The organism is Streptomyces sp. NPDC000941 (assembly GCF_053599555.1).
Map to the genome: position 1 here is coordinate 42668 of NZ_JBSFMM010000013.1, position 17355 is coordinate 60022.

Annotated in this window: 11 protein-coding genes; 6 read left to right on the forward strand and 5 right to left on the reverse strand. The window is 67.2% G+C overall.

What is annotated here, in order from left to right; genetic code table 11:
- The first annotated feature begins 15 nt into the window (after positions 1-15).
- Entirely contained in the window at positions 16-513 is a 498-nt protein-coding gene (locus ACWDSL_RS07410; protein ID WP_450482641.1) for a GNAT family N-acetyltransferase, read from the forward strand.
- Between the two features lie 13 nt (positions 514-526).
- Here ACWDSL_RS07410 and ACWDSL_RS07415 read toward each other — a convergent pair whose 3' ends face one another.
- Entirely contained in the window at positions 527-2761 is a 2235-nt protein-coding gene (locus tag ACWDSL_RS07415; RefSeq protein ID WP_450482710.1) for an ATP-binding cassette domain-containing protein, read from the reverse strand.
- A gap of 170 nt (positions 2762-2931) precedes the next feature.
- On the opposite strand from ACWDSL_RS07415, the gene ACWDSL_RS07420 reads away from it, so the two are divergent.
- Entirely contained in the window at positions 2932-3720 is a 789-nt protein-coding gene (locus ACWDSL_RS07420; RefSeq protein WP_450482643.1) for a TetR/AcrR family transcriptional regulator, read from the forward strand.
- A 54-nt stretch (positions 3721-3774) separates the two neighbouring features.
- On the opposite strand, the gene ACWDSL_RS07425 is transcribed toward ACWDSL_RS07420, so the two are convergent.
- Complete coding sequence (locus tag ACWDSL_RS07425; RefSeq protein WP_450482645.1) at positions 3775-4551, reverse strand: sulfite exporter TauE/SafE family protein; 777 nt, start codon at positions 4549-4551, stop codon at positions 3775-3777.
- A gap of 328 nt (positions 4552-4879) precedes the next feature.
- Between ACWDSL_RS07425 and ACWDSL_RS07430 the strand changes: the two genes are divergently transcribed.
- The gene (locus tag ACWDSL_RS07430) at positions 4880-6565 is read left to right on the forward strand and encodes a TlrC/CarA/OleB/SrmB family ABC-F type ribosomal protection protein (protein ID WP_450482647.1); all 1686 of its coding nucleotides are present in this window, start codon (positions 4880-4882) and stop codon (positions 6563-6565) included.
- Between the two features lie 38 nt (positions 6566-6603).
- Here the strand turns inward: ACWDSL_RS07430 and ACWDSL_RS07435 are convergent, their stop codons facing one another.
- Entirely contained in the window at positions 6604-7500 is an 897-nt protein-coding gene (locus ACWDSL_RS07435; protein ID WP_450482648.1) for a sigma-70 family RNA polymerase sigma factor, read from the reverse strand.
- Positions 7501-7763: 263 nt separating this feature from the next.
- Here ACWDSL_RS07435 and ACWDSL_RS07440 point away from each other — a divergent pair, with 263 nt between their 5' ends.
- Positions 7764-9008 (forward strand): hypothetical protein, encoded by a 1245-nt coding sequence (locus tag ACWDSL_RS07440; protein ID WP_450482649.1) that lies wholly within the window; start codon positions 7764-7766, stop codon positions 9006-9008.
- Positions 9009-9681: 673 nt separating this feature from the next.
- On the opposite strand, the gene ACWDSL_RS07445 is transcribed toward ACWDSL_RS07440, so the two are convergent.
- Positions 9682-12108, reverse strand: a complete 2427-nt coding sequence (locus ACWDSL_RS07445) for an ATP-binding protein (protein ID WP_450482651.1) — start codon at positions 12106-12108, stop codon at positions 9682-9684.
- A 163-nt stretch (positions 12109-12271) separates the two neighbouring features.
- Here ACWDSL_RS07445 and ACWDSL_RS07450 point away from each other — a divergent pair, with 163 nt between their 5' ends.
- Entirely contained in the window at positions 12272-15307 is a 3036-nt protein-coding gene (locus ACWDSL_RS07450) for a tetratricopeptide repeat protein (RefSeq protein WP_450482653.1), read from the forward strand.
- Positions 15308-15901: 594 nt separating this feature from the next.
- A complete protein-coding gene (locus tag ACWDSL_RS07455) occupies positions 15902-16330 on the forward strand; it encodes a hypothetical protein (protein WP_450482655.1) in 429 nt (142 codons plus the stop codon).
- 51 nt (positions 16331-16381) lie between these two features.
- Here ACWDSL_RS07455 and ACWDSL_RS07460 read toward each other — a convergent pair whose 3' ends face one another.
- The gene (locus ACWDSL_RS07460; RefSeq protein ID WP_450482657.1) at positions 16382-17353 is read right to left on the reverse strand and encodes an antibiotic biosynthesis monooxygenase; all 972 of its coding nucleotides are present in this window, start codon (positions 17351-17353) and stop codon (positions 16382-16384) included.
- Between the last annotated feature and the right edge of the window lie 2 nt (positions 17354-17355).

The following is a 17355-nucleotide window of genomic DNA, read 5'->3' on the forward strand; positions in this document are numbered from 1 at the left end:
CGTATGCTCGCGGACATGATCACGGTCAGATTGGAGCGGCTTCGGGCGGACCACGCACCCGCCCTGCTGGCTTTCGAACGGGAGAACAGGGCCTACTTCGCGCGGTCCATCCCGGACCGGGGCGACTCGTATTTCACGGAGTTCGCCTCCCTCCACCAGCTCCGGCTCGATGAGCAGGAGGCCGGGTTGTGCCACTTCCATGTGGTTCTGGACGAGGCGGGAGAGCTGGTCGGCCGGGTGAATCTGGTGGACGTCCTGGAAGGCACCGCCGAGCTCGGCTACCGCGTCGGCGAGCGGGCCACGGGCCGGGGTGTCGCGACGGCCGCGGTGGCGCAGGTGTGCCGGCTGGCCGCGGACTCGTACGGGCTCTCGGCCCTCATCGCGGCGGCCACGCTCGACAACCAGGCCTCCACGACCGTGCTCCGGCGCAGCGGGTTCACGGCCGTGGAGGACATCGAGCTGAACGGGCGGCCCGCGGTCCGTTACCGGCTCCGGCTCACCGCCCCGCGCTGACCACGTCGGAGCATCAGCCTCCCACGTACTCCCGCAGATGGCGGGCGGTCAGCGTGTCCGCGCCGGCCACCAGGTCGGCGGGGGTCCCGGTGAACACCACCTGTCCCCCGTCGTGGCCGCCGCCCGGGCCGAGGTCGACGAGCCAGTCGGCGTGGGCCATCACGGCCTGGTGGTGTTCGATGACGATGACCGTGTTGCCGTCGTCGACCAGCCGGTCCAGCAGGGCCAGCAGCTTGTCGACGTCCGCCATGTGCAGTCCGGTGGTCGGCTCGTCCAGGATGTACGTCGAGGACTGCTCGGCCATGTGGATGGCCAGCTTGAGCCGCTGGCGCTCACCGCCGGAGAGGGTGTTCAGCGGCTGGCCGAGCCGCAGATAGCTCAGCCCGACGTCCACCAGCCGCCCCAGCACGGTGTGCGCCTGCCCCGAGGGGAAGAACTCGTGCGCCTCCGCCACCGACATGCCCAGCACCTCGCTGATGTTCTTGCCGCGCAGCACGTACGTCAGCACCTCGGGCGTGAACCGCTTGCCCTCGCACTCCTCGCACACCGAGGCCACCCCGGCCATCATCGCCAGATCGGTGTAGATGAGCCCGATGCCGTTGCACTTGGGGCAGGCGCCCTCCGAATTGGCGCTGAACAGCGCCGCCTTGACGCCGTTGGCCTTGGCGAAGGCGGTGCGGATCGGGCCGAGCAGCCCGGTGTACGTGGCCGGGTTGGAGCGGCGCGAACCGCGGATGGGCGACTGGTCGGCCACCACCACCCCGTCCCGCTCGGCCAGATAGCCGTGGATCAGCGAGCTCTTGCCCGAACCGGCCACGCCGGTGACCACGGTCAGCACCCCGGTCGGGATGTCCACGTCGACGCTCTTCAGGTTGTGCAGATCCGCGCCCTTGATGGTCAGCCGCCCACGCGGGGTGCGTACGGTCTCGCGCAGCCGCGTCCGGTGTTCCAGATGGCGCCCGGTGAGGGTGGCGGAGGCGCGCAGCCCGGCGATGTCCCCGCTGTAGCAGATCTCGCCGCCGCCGGTACCCGCCCCTGGGCCGAGGTCCACGACATGGTCGGCGATCGCGATCACCTCGGGCTTGTGCTCGACGACCAGCACCGTGTTGCCCTTGTCGCGCAGCCGCAGCAGCAGGTCGTTCATCCGCTGGATGTCGTGGGGGTGCAGCCCGACGGTCGGCTCGTCGAAGACGTAGGTCACATCGGTCAGGCTGGAGCCGAGGTGGCGCACCATCTTGACCCGCTGTGCCTCGCCGCCGGAGAGGGTGGCGGAGGCGCGGTCGAGGCTCAGATAGCCGAGCCCGATCTCGACGAGCGAATCCAGCAGATGCCGCAGATTGCCCAGCAGCGGGGCCACCGACGGGTCGTCGATGGACCGTATGAACTCGGCGAGGTCGCTGATCTGCATGGCCGAGCACTGGGCGATGTTGACCTCGCCGATCGTCGAGGACAGCGCGGCGGCGCTCAGCCTGGTGCCGCCGCAGTCCGGGCAGTCGGCGAAGACGACGGCCCGGTCCACGAAGGCGCGGATATGGGCCTGCATCGACTCGCGGTCCTTGGTGAGATAGAGCCGCTGGATCTTGGTGACAAGGCCCTCGTAGGTGACGTTGATGGAGCCGACCTTGACCTTGGTGGACTCCTTGTGGAGGAAGTCCGTCCACTCCTGCTCGGTGAAGTCCTTGAGCTTCTTGTCCGGGTCGTGGAAGCCGGACTGGGCCATGACCTGCCAGTACCAGGTGTCCACGCCGAAGCTCGGGACGGTGATGGCCCCTTCGTTCAGCGAGAGCTCGCGGTCCACCAGCTGGTCGACGTCGATCTTCGACACCTGGCCGAGCCCCTCGCAGGCCGGACACATGCCCTCGGGGGTGTTGAAGCTGAAGGCCGAGGACGTCCCGATATGCGGGGTGCCGACGCGGCTGAAGACGATCCGCAGCATGGTGTAGGCGTCGGTGGCGGTGCCCACGGTGGAGCGCGAGTTGGCGCCGATCCGCTCCTGGTCGACGACGATCGCGGCGCTCAGATTGTGCAGCCCGTCCACGTCGGGGCGGCTCAGGTTCGGCATGAACGACTGGATGAAGGCCGTGTACGTCTCGTTGATCAGGCGCTGCGACTCGGCGGCGATGGTGCCGAACACCAGCGAGGACTTCCCGGACCCGGACACTCCGGTGAAGACCGTGAGCCTGCGCTTGGGGATGTCCAGGGAGACGTCCTTGAGGTTGTTCGCTCGGGCTCCGCGGACCTGGATCAGATGGTGGCTGTCGGCCGGGCGGGGTCCGGACGTGGCGTTCACGGCTACTCCTCCTGGAACAGAAAACAGGGTACGCCGTACCCTATACAACGTACGGAGTAACCGCGCGACAAAATAGCGCCGGAGGAGCAGAGCACAGCTCGGACGACAAGGAACGGTGAACGGTACCGATGGCCAAGGAACGCAGCGGCGCGGGCGACCCGGCCCGCACCCTGGAACTGCTGTGGCGCGAGCCCGCCCCCGCGGACGCGCCACCCCGCCGCGGCCCCAAGCAGGGCCTCAGCGTCGACGCCGTCGTCCAGGCCGCCATCGCGCTCGCCGACTCCGGCGGCCTGGAGGCGCTGACCATGCGGGGCGTGGCCCAGCGGCTCGGCGTCACACCGATGACCCTCTATACGTACGTCCCCGCCAAGGCCGAACTGCTCGACCTCATGCTGGACACCGCCTATCTGGAGATGGAGCGCGCCGCGCCGCTGCCGACGCCGCGCGCGCCCTGGCGCGCCAGGGTCGAGGCCGTCGCCCGGGAGAACCTGGAGCTGTACCGCCGCCACCCCTGGGTGGCGACCCTGCCCGCCACCCGCCCGCCGCTCGGCCCCGGCGTCATCGCCAAGTACGAGCACGAACTGGCCGCCTTCGAGGGCCTGGGCCTGGACGACATCGAGATCGACGCCGCGCTCACCTTCCTGCTCGACTTCGTCCGCGCCACGGCCCGCGCCGAACTGGACGCCCAGGCGGCCGGCCGGGACAGCGCGATGTCCGACGCGCAGTGGTGGGAGGCCCACGCACCCCTGCTGGCCAAGGTCTTCGACGCCGAGCGCTATCCCCTCGCGGCCCGGGTGGGCAGCGCCGCGGGCGAGGCCCACCAGAGCCCGTACAACCCCGAATACGCCTTCCGCTTCGGCCTGGCACGGGTCCTGGACGGCCTCGCCGCGCTCATCGAGTCACGAGCGGCCTCATAGCGGGCTCGTAGCGGGCTCTTGGCGGGTCGCAACACGGCGGGTCGTAGCGTCGGCTCAGCGCAGCAGCAGTTGGGCGCCGCCCACCACGGTGGCCGCGATCACCAGCCGCTCGAAGAGCCGCTGGTTGATCCGGCCCACGACCGCCTTGCCCAGGAACGCCCCGGGTATGACGAACAGGACCAGCGCCGCGTCCAGCAGCAGCGAGTCTCCGTCGATCAGGCCGAGGCCGACGCTGAAGGGCACCTTGGCGACGTTGACGATCAGGAAGAACCACGCCGAGGTGCCCAGGAAACCGAGCTTCCGGAAGCCCGCGGAGAGCAGATACATCGACATCACGGGGCCGCCCGCGTTGGCCACCATGGTCGTGAAGCCGCCGAGCACGCCGTACGACCCGGCCTTGAGCCGCGCGCTGCCCTGCCCCTCCCCTGCCGCGGATGCCTCTTTCCCCGCTTCGTCCGCCTTCCCGGCCGCACGCCGCCGCCACACCGTGACCCCGGCCATCAGCAGCAGAATCCCCCCGATCGAGGTGCGCACCGCGGCGTCGTCGGCCCACAGCATGAACACCGTGCCCGCCACCACCCCGGCGGCCACCGCGGGAAACAGCCGCACCAGCGTGGCCCAGTCGGCGTGGCGGCGGTAGGTGTAGACGGCGAACACGTCGCCGACGATGAGCAGCGGGAGCAGTACCCCGGTCGACTCGCGGGCCGGGAGTACGGCCGCGAAGACCGCGAGGCTGACCGTGTTGGCGCCGCTGACGGCGGTTTTCGAGAAGCCGACGAGGGTCGCGGCCCCGGCGAGCGCGACGAATGCCCAGAGAGTGATGGTGTCCATGCCAGGGGCCTATGCTAAGCCCCCGTTTTTCGGCGCCACCAGGGGGCCGCCTCTCCCGGCTCCTCTCCCGATGGCTCTCCCAATGACCGACGGCTGAAAATGAGGTGTGGGGCCGCCGCCTCCCGGGTATGGTGCTGCGCATGGGTTCTCTGTGACAGTCCCCGCGCGACCGCGTTGAGCGTTGCTCCGTCGTCGCGCGTTCTCATCCGCGCTTCTTCCGCCACTCTCGCGATGCCGCATGCCCGGCATGCGGCGGGATGTCCCGGCGTACGCGGATGTGTCCATCTGCCCGTTCTTATCGGCATGGCCGAGAACAGGGGACTCCTCCATGGTTGCCGCACAACTCACTCTTCAGAACGTCACCCGCCGCTACGACGACCACGTGGTGCTGGACGATGTGTCCTTCACCGTCAAGCCGGGCGAGAAGGCCGGAATCATCGGCGACAACGGGGCGGGGAAATCCACGTTGCTGAGGCTCCTCGCCGGGCAGGACCGGCCCGACAACGGCGAGCTGACCGTGGTGGCGCCCGGCGGCGTCGGCCATCTCGCCCAGTCTCTCGACCTGCCGCCCGAGGCCAGTGTCCAGGACGCCGTCGATGTGGTCCTCGCCGATCTGCGCGATCTCGAATCGCGGCTGCGCCGCGCCGAGGCCGGGCTGCGCGGCCTGGCGGGTGCGGAGCTCGCGGCGGCGTTGGACACCTACGCCGGGCTGGTGGCCCGGTACGAGGCGCGCGGCGGATACGAGGCGGACGCCCGGGTGGACATCGCCCTGCACGGGCTCGGCCTGCCGGGCCTGGACCGCGGCAGGGCGCTCGGCACGCTGTCCGGTGGCGAGCGCTCGCGGCTTGCGCTGGCCGCCACCTTGGCGTCGCGTCCGGAGTTGCTGTTGCTGGACGAGCCGACCAACGATCTGGACGACTCGGCCGTGGCCTGGCTGGAGGCACATCTGCGGGCGCATCGCGGCACCGTGCTCGCGGTCACCCATGACCGGGTGTTCCTGGAGCGGGTCACCACCACGATCCTGGAAGTCGGCGAGGGCAAGGTGGCGCGCTACGGCGACGGGTACGACGGCTACCTCGCCGCGAAGGCCGCCGAGCGCCGGCGCCGGCTGCGGGAGTACGAGGACTGGTGTGCCGAGCTGGCCCGCAACGAGAAGCTGGCCGCCTCGAATGTGGCCCGCCTTGACGCGATCCCCCGCAAAGTGCCGCTCTCCGTGTTCGGCCACGGGGGCTTCCGCGCCCGTGGCCGCGGCCACGGTGCGATGGTCCGTATCCGCAACGCCAAGGAACGCGTCGAGCGCCTCAGCGACCATCCCGTCGCCCCGCCGCCCGACCCGCTGGTGTTCGCCGCCCCTATCACCACCGCCGACGGCACATCGCCACAGGTGGCGGCCGAGCTCACCGACATCCGCGTCGGGGACCGGCTGCGGGTGCCGTCGCTGCGGATCGGGGGCGCGGAGCGGCTGCTGATCACCGGGCCCAACGGAGCGGGAAAGACGACGCTCATGCGGGTCCTGTCCGGCGAACTGCGCCCGGACACCGGGACGGTGCGTACGCACGGCCGCATCGCGCATCTGCGGCAGGAGGCCACCCCGTGGCCGCCCGGTCTGACCGTGCCGCAGGCCTTCGCCCACGGCCGGGCGGGCGACCCGGGCGACCACACCGACGCCCTCCTCTCACTCGGCCTGTTCAGCCGGGCCGACCTGCGGCTGAAGGTGGGCGAGCTGTCCTACGGGCAACGGCGCCGCATCGAACTGGCCCGCCTGGTGACCGACCCCGCCGATCTGCTGCTGCTCGACGAGCCCACCAACCACCTGTCCCCCGCCCTCGTCGAAGAGCTGGAAGGAGCCCTGACGAACTACTCGGGCGCGGTCGTCACCGTCACCCACGACCGCCGCATGCGCAGCCGCTTCACCGGCACCCACCTGGAGCTGCACACCGGCCACATCACACGGCTCCAGGAGGTCGCTCCTGCGGCAGGGCCAAGTCACCGTCATCACGTCGTACGTCGATGACCTGGCACGGCTCCTGCCACAGGCGGTGCGCGTACGGATCAGCCGCTCAGCGCGTCCAGGTCCATCCCCGCGATGCGCTCGGGGTCGGTGAGGATGTCGAGGGCGGTGATCCGGCCGCCCCGGATCGTGAACGCCATGACCGACACCACGCGCCCCTCCGCGACCGAGACCACCCCGGGCGAGCCATTGATCAGCACCGGGCGCGCGGCCTCCGCGATTCGCGCGAAGGTGATGGCCTGCGAGGCCACATCCGCCGCGCCGCGCCGCAGCAGGCTCGGCCGCAGAGTGCCGCCGTCGGAGCGGGCCACGACATCGGGGTCGAGGACGGCCAGCAGGGCGTCGAAGTCCCCACCGCGCGAGGCGGTGAGGAACGCGTCCACCACCTCGCGCTTACGGGCGAGATCGGTGTCGGCGGCAGGCGCGGCCCCCTCCACCCGGCGGCGGGCGCGGCTGGCGAGCTGCCGGGTGGACGCGGAGGTACGGCCCAGGATGGGGGCGATCTCGTCGAAGGGCACGGCGAACAGATCGTGCAGCACGAACGCGAGCCGCTCGGCGGGCGAGAGGGTCTGCAGCACGATCATCAGGGCGATGCCGACGGAGTCGGCCACCAGCATCTCCTGCTCGGGATCCACCCCGCCCGGGCCGCTGACCACCGGATCGGGCAGCCGGATGGGACCGTCCTGCTGCTCCGGCAGCGGCTCCTCCCGCCGCGAACTGCGGGAGCGCAGCATGTCCAGACACACCCGGCCCGCCACGGTGGTCAGCCAGCCACCCAGGTTCCGCACCTCGGAGACATCGGAACGGCTCAGCTTCAGCCAGGTCTCCTGGACGGCGTCGTCGGCTTCATTGAGCGAGCCCAGCATGCGGTAGGCCACCGCGCGCAGATGGGAGCGGTGCTCCTCGAATCGCTGGGCCAGAAGTTCTTTGTCGCTCACCCGTCACATCCTTGGCGGTCCGGTCCGTCAGTGCAATGCCGGACGCTACCGCTGCGCGAGCAGGCTCCGGTGTCCGCGCCAATCGATCCACGGTTCCGGGCCGCCGCGAGGCGCCCACGGCAGTCTGCAAGGTTTCTGCAAGGGTTCTGTCCACCCTTGCGGGCAGGCCCCTACACGGCCGGTCACAACGCCCACCCTGTCGGCGGATGTGCGGCCGCACAGCCCGGATCACGGGGGTCCGGGCGATCTCAAGGGGGGAACCCATGTCAACGACATTCGGCCTCACAGGGTCCGTTCACTTAGACCGCGAGCCGTGGCTCACTGTTCGCGGCTGCAAGAAGGTACTCGTCGTCGTACAGACGCTCACCTTTGGGCAGCGACTGCTCGACGTCTTCTCGCTGCTGGAAGCGGACATGCGCGTCGAGGTCTTCTTCACCGTGGCGCCGCACGCGTTCGGTGAGGGAGTGACCCGATTCCTGCAGCGCCTCGGCAGCCCGGTGCTGCCCTGGCAGGAGGCTGCGAGGTCCGAGTTCGACCTCGCTCTGGCCGCCGGCTGGGAACACATCGACCAAGTACGCGCGCCTTTGATCCTGCTCTCTCACGGCGCGGGACACATCAAACTGCAACGTGTCTGGCACGGCACCGACGCGAGTGAACGGCCGCCCGGCATGCTGGGGCGGGACAATCTCACCCGGGATGGAAAGGTACTTCCGGCGGTGCTGGGAGTCGCCCACCGCGACGAGCTCGAGACGCTGTCACGCAGCTGTCCCGAGGCTCTGCCGGTGGCATCGGTAGTCGGAGACCCGTCCTACGACCGGCTCCTCGCCAGCCTTCCGCACCGGGATGCGTATCGTGCGGCCCTTGGGCTGGACGAAGGGCAGAAGTTGGTGGTGGTGGCCAGTACGTGGGGCGCTTCGGCTTCATTCGGCGGCTTCGACGCGCTGCTGCCCCGCCTGCTCAGCGAACTACCAGCCGAGAAGTACCGCACGGCGGTTCTCACTCACCCCAACATATGGGCGGGCCACGGCAGGTGGCAGGTTCATGCCTGGCTCTCGAAATACCGTCGGCGCGGGCTCGCTCTGGTACCACCGGAGGTCGACTGGCGGGCACTGCTGGCCGCCGCGGACTGGGTCGTAGGCGACCATGGCTCGCTCACCTCGTACGCCACGCTCATGCCGGTTCCCATCGTGCTGGCCCGCTTCCCGTACGCCGAGGTGCACCATGCCTCACCGGCCGCTGCTCTCGCGACGACCGCGCCGGTGCTTTCCCCGGGCCACCCCCTGGAGGAGCAACTTCACTACGCGGCCGCGGAATACCGGCGCGAAGAGTACGAAGCGGCTGCCGGACGGATTTCCTCCGAGCCGGGGCGTTTCCATCAGCACATCCGCAGGCTGATGTACCACCGCCTGGGAATCGGGCAGCCTGCCTACCAGCCGCTGACCGAACCCGCCCCGAAGCCGGAGCCTTTGGACTCATGGACAGGGTGGATCGAGGGAGCAGCGGCATGACAGCCTGTGCGGTCGCCGCGGTATGGGCGGGTGGCCAGGACGATTGGCGGATGCCGTCATCGAGGCTCGCCCGCCCCGAACTCACGACCCTGGAAGCAACACACCTGGCGGAACGCCGACGCTACACAGTGCGGCGCTGGCCGCTGTCCATGGTCTCGGATGTGACCGGCACATCGCGTGCGGAAATATCCCGGACCTTGTTCGGGGCGTGGCACGGCGGGTCGGATCCCACGGACGTTCACTTGAGCGTGGGTCTGGGTGGCCCGCGGGACTCACTGTTGTCCGCGGCCGGCGACGTGGTCGGTCTTCAACGGCCGGAACAGACAGGTCGCGCCGTGCAGTGGGTGAGCCGCATCCTTTCCCAGTTTCCGGGGTGCCTCGTAGCTGCTGCCCGGGACACCACGGGCGGTTGCGTGGCCGGCGCCCGGAACGGCGCGCGAATCCTGGCTCTTCCAGACAGGGCGCCAGGGCGGATCATGACAAGAGCGGAACTCTGGGGCATGGCATCGTTCCTGCACAGCCAACTCGTGCTCGGGCAGCCCTGGCAGACTCTTCGTTCCGTCGCTCTGACCACCGCACGAGGACGCGTTGGTCCGGCAGATACGGCGCGTGAGCGTCGCCGCCTCCTCGTCCTGCCGCTGGCGGACTTTACGAGGGAGGAACGCTTGGCAGCCTAATGCTGCTCCGCATCAACTGGAGGCGTCTCTGGACCAAGTTCCCGGAGGCGCCTCTCCACCCGTCTGGTGTCCATGGGACTCATGGAGGAATAGATCACACGAGAGCGCTCATAGAAGACCCGGGCCGCCGATTCGTCGGCCCCGTCGTGCGCCACTTGCCCAAGCATCTCCAGCGTCCTGGCGCGCCAGAAGTCGGATCCGGATGCTTCGAAATCTTCCAGGGCCGCGTTCAACTCCCGCACCCCGCTCTCACGCCGCCCTTGCCTCGCCAGAGCAAAGCCCAGCAGGGAGCGGGCCCGTGTCGCGTCGTAGGTGTCGTCTTCGGCGACGAGTTCCGTCAGGGCTCGGTCGAGGTGGTCGATCGCCTTGCCGTGATCTCCCGCATCGAGGGCAAGCTCGCCAAGCCGCAGCCGCGACAGCGCAGCGCCTCTCCGATAACCGATCGCCTCCCGGAGAGCAAGCGCGCGAGAGAAGCAGTCCTGGGCCTCGCCGAGTCGCCCCGCGCCCCGATAGGAACTCCCCAAGCCGTTGAGCGCCTGAGCCTCATCCCGACTGTTACCGTCCTCGCGGGCGAGATCAAGTGCCTGCGTGAACCACACGATCGCGTCCTCATATCGTCCGGCACTGCGCAGGCCGATGCCACCAGAGGTCAGCATGCGAGCCTCACCGGGTCGGTCACCAGCGCGCCGTGCGGCCTGGAGCCCGAGCTCATGGGCCTCGATCCACGAGTCGTACAACCGCAGGCGCAAGAACATCGGCCACATGGCATCCACCAACTGCCAGACGGTGGTCTCCCACCCGGCGTTCGCGGCACTGCGTACGGCTCCCATCAGGGCTTCTCTGTGCGTGCCCAGCCAAGCCAGCGCCGCGCCCTCGTCCATGAAGGAAACGGGAGCCGCGGGCGCGAACAGGTACTCACGTGGGCCCAGATTGCGGTGGCTCGGAGTCAGCACCTCCTCTGCCGAGGTCGCTACGGTCAGGCACCAGTCCACAAAGCGCCGCACCGTCTCCGCCTGGACCGATGCCACCTCCTCATGACCGCGCTGGGCCGCATGCTGACGCACGAGGTCATGGAAGCGGTAATGATGCGCCCCGATCTCCTCGAGGAGATTCATATCTGTCAAAGTCTCCAGGAGTCCGTCGGCTTCGACCTCGCTCAGTGCGCATACGGCGCCCACCATCGCGGTGTCGAAGACTGCGGTCGGCAGCAGGCCCAAGCGCCGGTAGACGACCGTGGCCTCGCGCGATAACACCCCATACGACTCATCGAGCACCGCCTGCAAGGTCCGCGCGCCCTCCACCCGCAGCGCCCCGAGCGGTCCAAGCCCTCTGGTCAACGCCTCAACCAGGGAAGCCACGGATCGCTCGGGCCGAGAAGCGAGGCGCGCGGCGGCCAGACACACCGCCAGGGGCAGACAGGCGCACAGCATCACGACCTCATGTGCTGCCGATCGCTCATCGTCCACCCGCTCCCTGCCAACGCTGCGCGAAAGCAGTTCCACCGCCGATCCTTGGTCCAACAGGCCGAGTTGATGAAATGCGGCACCGTCGACAGCCAGGCCGGTCAGCCGGTTCCGGCTGGTTACCACGGTCAGACTCCCGGGGGAACTCGGCAGCACAAGGCGCACCTGCGCTGCGGTCAAGGCGTTGTCAAGCACGACGGCAAAGCGGAGGTCAGCAGTCATCGAACGCCAGAGCGCCGCCAGTTCGGGAAGTGTGGTCGGCACCTCGGTCCGCCCGAATGCCCGCAACAGATGTCCCAGCACCTCGGCAGGGCTGGCGGGTTCGCCGGGGGTGAAGCCGTGAAGGTCCACATAGAGCTGGCCATCGGGGAACTCGGCTTCCCGCTCCCGTAACCAGCGGGAGACCAACGTCGTCTTCCCCACCCCTGCCGGCCCGCTGATCACTATGACGTGAGGGGCATCGGCGTTCCGCGACGCGCGCAAGCGCGCAAGCACCCGCAGAACGTCCTCGCGGTCAGTGAAGTGGGCCGGGACCGGAAGTAGCTGACGCGGAACCACGGCCCGTGCCGGTGGTGTCTGGTGAATATGAATGCCCCCGGCGATATCCCGGGCCTGCACGACAGAACCCCACACCTGGCTGCGGCCATCGATGACGTTGCGGTGTTCGGCCGCCTCCGATCGCGCGATGGCCGCCGCTCTCGCAGGACCGTCGGTGACCCAGCCGTGCAGGCTCTCACCAAAAGCGTCGTCACGTTCGATGTGTCGGATCACGGCACACGCCAGCGCCCACACATCATCCGCCTCGGCACCGCTTCCCAGGACTCGCCGCCATGCCTCCGCCACCTCCTGGTCCGCCGCGCATGCAGGGCGGAGGAATGCGGCCAACGACTTCCAGGCTGGGGATTCACTCCCACCACTGAGCGCCAGCGCGAGGGCTTCCATGAGCGTCTGCTCCGTCACCGCTCCCCTTCCGCCCGCCTAGTCGTCACACTGCCCACATGTCACATAAGGCAGCAAATTTCAGACAAGAGTGACCCCTGCGGTCTAGCGGCAAGGCCGGGCCTTATGCCACTCTCATGATGACTGAAGTAACTGAGGGAGCAATACCGGCGGGAGGGCGCTGGTGGAGTTCCACATACTTGGCACCGTCGAACTGTGGGACGGGCAGCCCCGTCCCCTGGGCTCGGTCAAAGAACGCATCGTGCTGGCCTCTTTGGCCGTCGACATAGGCCGTCCGGTGCCGATGGACACACTGCTTCACCGACTATGGGAGGACTCCCTCCCGCAGCGCGCCCGGGAGAATCTCCGTACTTACGTCTCACGGCTGCGGCGCAGGATCAGTGTTGACCTCGATGCCCCAACAGTGACCCAGCAGGCTCATACATACACCCTCCAGGCCGATCCGCAATCTGTTGACCTCCACCGATACCTCAGCCTCATCGCCCAGGCACGCTCACTCGTCGACAGCGGCGACGACCACCGGGCTCTTCGTCACCTCGACGAAGCCGACGAGGTGTGGCAGGGCGAGCCACTCGCCGGGCTCTCCGGGTTGTGGCCGCAGCAGGTCCGCGATGCGCTCATCCTTCGGAATCTCGCCGCGGCCATGGTCCGGGCAGGCATCGCACTCCGACGCGGGCACTTCGCCGACCTCGTGGGCTCCCTGTCCTTGCTGACCAGTCAACACCCCAGGGATGAGGCAATAGCCGAGCATCTCATGCTGGCCCTGTACGGCTGCGGGAGAGCGACTGAAGCCCTCCGTATCTATCAGGAGGTCAGACGCGAGCTTGTCGAAGAACTCGGCTCCGAACCCGGTCAACGGCTCAGGCATGTCCAGCAAAGCATTCTGCGCCAGGTCTCCGTCGGCGACCTGATACCAGGCAGCGCCAACTCTCACCTACAGCTCCATTCCACGCCTCCACCCCAGAATTTACCGCGCCGAGTCGAGCTGGTCGGCCGGGACACCGAGATGGAACTGATACATGCGGTTTTGAAGGCATCACAAAATGACATGCACGGAACAATTGCTCTAGAGGCGATCGACGGCATGTCCGGCGTGGGCAAAACCGCTCTCGCCATCCACGTCGCGTATGAACTGCGCCCCCTCTTCCCCGACGGCCAGGTCTATCTGGACCTGCGGGCACACGGCGGCACTCACAAACCCCTGACTCCCGATGCGGCGCTGCAGGCCCTGCTGCGCATCCTTGGTGTGCCCAGCCAGCGAATCCCGCAAGACATCGACGAATCCACGGCCCTGTGGCGCTCACTCCTCACGCAACGGCGGCTGCTCATCATTCTCGACGATGCTTCAGGCCCCGAACAGGTCCGCCCCCTTCTGCCAGGCGACTCCCCCTCCGTAGTGATTACGACGAGCCGCCGACGCCTCGTCGGATTACCGGGCCTGCGGCACCTTTCCCTCGATGTACTGCAAGAACCCGACGCGATCGCTCTTTTTCGGCAGCGAGTTGCCGACGAGCGCACGCGAAGCATCTCCGAAGTCGCAGAAATTGTACGGCTCTGCGGATATCTACCCCTCGCCATCGAAATCATGGCCAGCCGACTGAATTCACACCCCTCCTGGAGCACCTCCGATCTCACGTACCAGCTGATCTCCAGCAGCCGGCGCCTTGCCGAATTCCGCGACGGATACCGCGCAATCGCCCGGACCTTCGAATTCTCCTACAGGTGGCTGACCACCGAGCAACAGACCGCCTTCCGTCGACTCGGACTCCACACCGGCTCCGAGTTCGGCCTGCATGCGGCAGCATCACTCACCGGACTGAGCCTCGATGAAACCGAACATCTACTCGAAGACCTTTTGAATCATAATCTCCTCCAAGAACCCACCCCCCACCGCTATCGCATACATGATCTACTGCGAGAATACGCCCGCACTCTCGCCGATACCGAAGAGCAGGAACCTCAGCGCGAGTTGGCCACCGGCCGCCTCATCGACTCCTACCTCTACCTGGCAGACCTCGCCGACCGCCTTGTTTATCCACATCGCCCACGCACGCCCGTGGAAGTGGCCCACACCCCCGACGCGCCCGCATGGCCCGACCCAGCGGCCGCGCGGAGCTGGTTCACACTCGAGCGCGAAAACCTCCTGGTCACCATGGAGCAGGCCTGGCGAACAGGTCCCCCACGGCGGGCGGCACTCTTTGCGCATGCGCTCGGGGGAATGCTGGACGCAGAACGTCACGGCCCCACCGCGGAGACACAGCACCGCCAAGCGATCACTCACTGGCGCTCGTCCGGCGATCAGTCGGCGGAGGCACGCTCCCTCATCGATCTCAGCCTGACTCACGCTCACGCCGGAGATTACCCCCGAGCCATCAGCTCAGCCACCAGGGCACTTGAATTGGCCCGTGCCGGGAATGACGAGGATACTGCCGCCGAGGCACTTCATCAGCTTGCGCTTCCCTATAGAAATCAAGGACTGTTCAAAAAGGCACTCACGCTGCAGCAGGAAGCCCTCGACATTCGCCTCCGCACCGCCGGCCGTCATCAAATAGCGCGCTCACAGAACAATCTGGGTATCACCCATTTACACCTCGGCGACCACGACGCAGCCCGTGTTTCCTTCCAAGCCGCCCTGGAGGGATTCCAAGTAAGTGGCGACAGACGCAGTCAAGCCCTCATGTACAACAACTTGGGCGACCTGCACCTCATTACCGAAAACCGTGATCAAGCCCGCCGCTCCTATGAGAGGGCGATGGATCTTGCCCGCTCGGATGGTAACGTCGTGGACCGAGCGATCATACAGATGAACCTTGCGGACGTCCTCCAAGTATTCGGCGAACTCGACTCCGCCCTCACTCTTTATCGTCAGACCCTGGCCACATTCCGCGATATCGGCGAAAAGCGTAGCGAATCCGCGGCGCTGAATGGGATCGGTACGGTGCTCCGGACCACCGGGCAGCACGATGAAGCCCTTGCTCACCATGGCAGGGCTCTGGAAGTAGCCCAACAGATCGGGGCCACTTCCGAAGAAGTGAAGGCCATGCTTCAACTGGGACTCACAGAGTACCAACTCGGCCGCAAGGATGTCGCCACGGCTCACATCGAGGCCGCTCTCGCCATCGCGCACGAAGCTCATGCTGCCACCGAAGCAGCCAGCGCGCGGAAGATTCTTGCCGCATTCCGGAATGAGCGTTCGTAGTAACCAGCTCTGCGCTCCGGGCGAGCATTTAGACGAAATGTCCACTAAGTTCGCCGATTTGGATCTAGGTAACCCTCCCCACTATCCTTTCAGCAACCCTCTACCCGGGGTGCCAATACCCCCGGGTATGCTCATTTCATGCGGACGCGAAGGATTTTTTGGTGGGGATTTTGCATCGAGTCGCCTTTTACGGCATACCTCTTGCAATTGCTGTAATTTCCGTCTTCGGCGTCGCAATGAACAAAGGCGACTCACACCAGCACCGGCAGGTCCGCCCGGTAGAACATCTTGCCCTCCCGTTGAGCGTCCAATCCGGCCGCGAGGACATGTGCATAGACTCCTGAACAGAGAATTCGACGGCACGGCGTAGCCTACAGACTCCACTGCCCACATTCAGGTGGTGTCGGGGTTACGCCGCGCGCGCTCGTCCGTCCTGACTCAGGGCAGGCGACTCAGCCAGCGGATTCATGCTCGGCCCAAGGTGCGTGCAAGGTCGACAGCGGACGGTGGTCGTGAGGCGGCCCTTCCGGACCGGACCACCGCTCCCTGCCGGCCGCCGGTTCTCGGCACAAGCCCTACAGCAAGAGGTAGCTCATGAATCACTGGAAAGCCCTCACCTGCGCGGCCACGGCAGGCCTTGGCCTCACCCTGCTCGCGTCCAGCCCGGCGTCAGCGGCCACCGACTTCACCTTCGAGCGCTCAGGATCGCGCGTGGTCGGTAGTACATACGGATCCGGCGGCACGGTGTACGTCAGCGGCACGGTCAAGGACACGCCGCCGGGGGATGGTTACTGCGCCTGGGTCCGCGTGATCTTCCGCTACAACGACGGAGGCTACAACCGGATAGAGAGCCGCAAAGCGTGCGGCGCCAACAACCCTGCCGCGAGTTGGGCTTGGCAGAGCTCCAGTCCCAACCTTGTGGACGTGAGCGTGTCTGCGTGCAGTGGCAGTTCCAGCTACTACGACAGTTCCACCTGCGATGGCGGCGTCGTCTACAAGCGCATACCGATGCCACGTCGTTGAGGGGTCAGTAGCCACCCGCGCCCGGATGCTCTGGACGCTGTTCCAGTCAGGTCAGGGCAGCGTCCAGATCTGGGTCGTCACGAGGTAGAAGACGACGCCCCAGAACACGGTCACCGCGCCGACGATGCCAAGGCCGACGAGGTTGGTCTTCGCCGCCGGTTCGTCCGGTGACGGCCTCAGCCACCGCTTGAGCAGCCGGTTCACGTAGTAGGGCATCGTCAGGAAGCTCATGATGAAGCTCGAAAGCAGGTTGCCGACCAGCAGCCCGAGCCAGAGCGGCATCTTCAGCGGCGACAGGGCGAGCGTCAGCAGCACAACGGTCGGGTACAGGCCGACCCACACCGCGATGGCGGTTTTGGTCTCCGAGGGCGGCGGCGCCTCCTTGCCGTTCTCTTCGAAGGCGAACCAGCTGCCGAACGAGTCGTCGATCGTGCGCAGTTTGAAGTCGTTGAACTTCCGGCCTTCAGCGAGCATTCTCTGCCGCTCGGGCGACGTCAGCCACGCGTCGAGGTGCTCGGCGTTGTCGAATCGGTACAGCGTGGTCCATTCGTCCTGAAGTCCCTCGATGGGACGGAAAAGCTCGGTTCCGCGAAATCCCTCGAATGTGCTCTCCTCCTGGTTCAAATGACGCTGCCACTCGAGAAATTCGTCGACCTGGTTCGGATGGACGCGATGGGTGACCACGACGGTCACAAGAGGGTCCATTGGCTGTGTGGAGCCGCTGACCACCTGCTGGGTTGCGGGGCCGTCAAAGTATTTGCTGCCGATATCGAGAAAACTCTGCCTGGTCGCGCCGTTCATCCACGCTTGCAGATGGGCTACCGAGTCGAATCGGTATACGACAACCCAGTCGGGTTGCAGGGATGTCGGCCGGGCGATCTCGTCACCGAGGTATCCGGGGTATTCGGCGGCAGCCGCGTTGACGCCCTGCTGCCACGCCTCGTACTCCCGCTCGAGGCCGGGCAGAATCTTCAGGCCGATGATGACCGTCGCCGTAGCGTCTTCGAGCTTCTGGGCGTTCATTT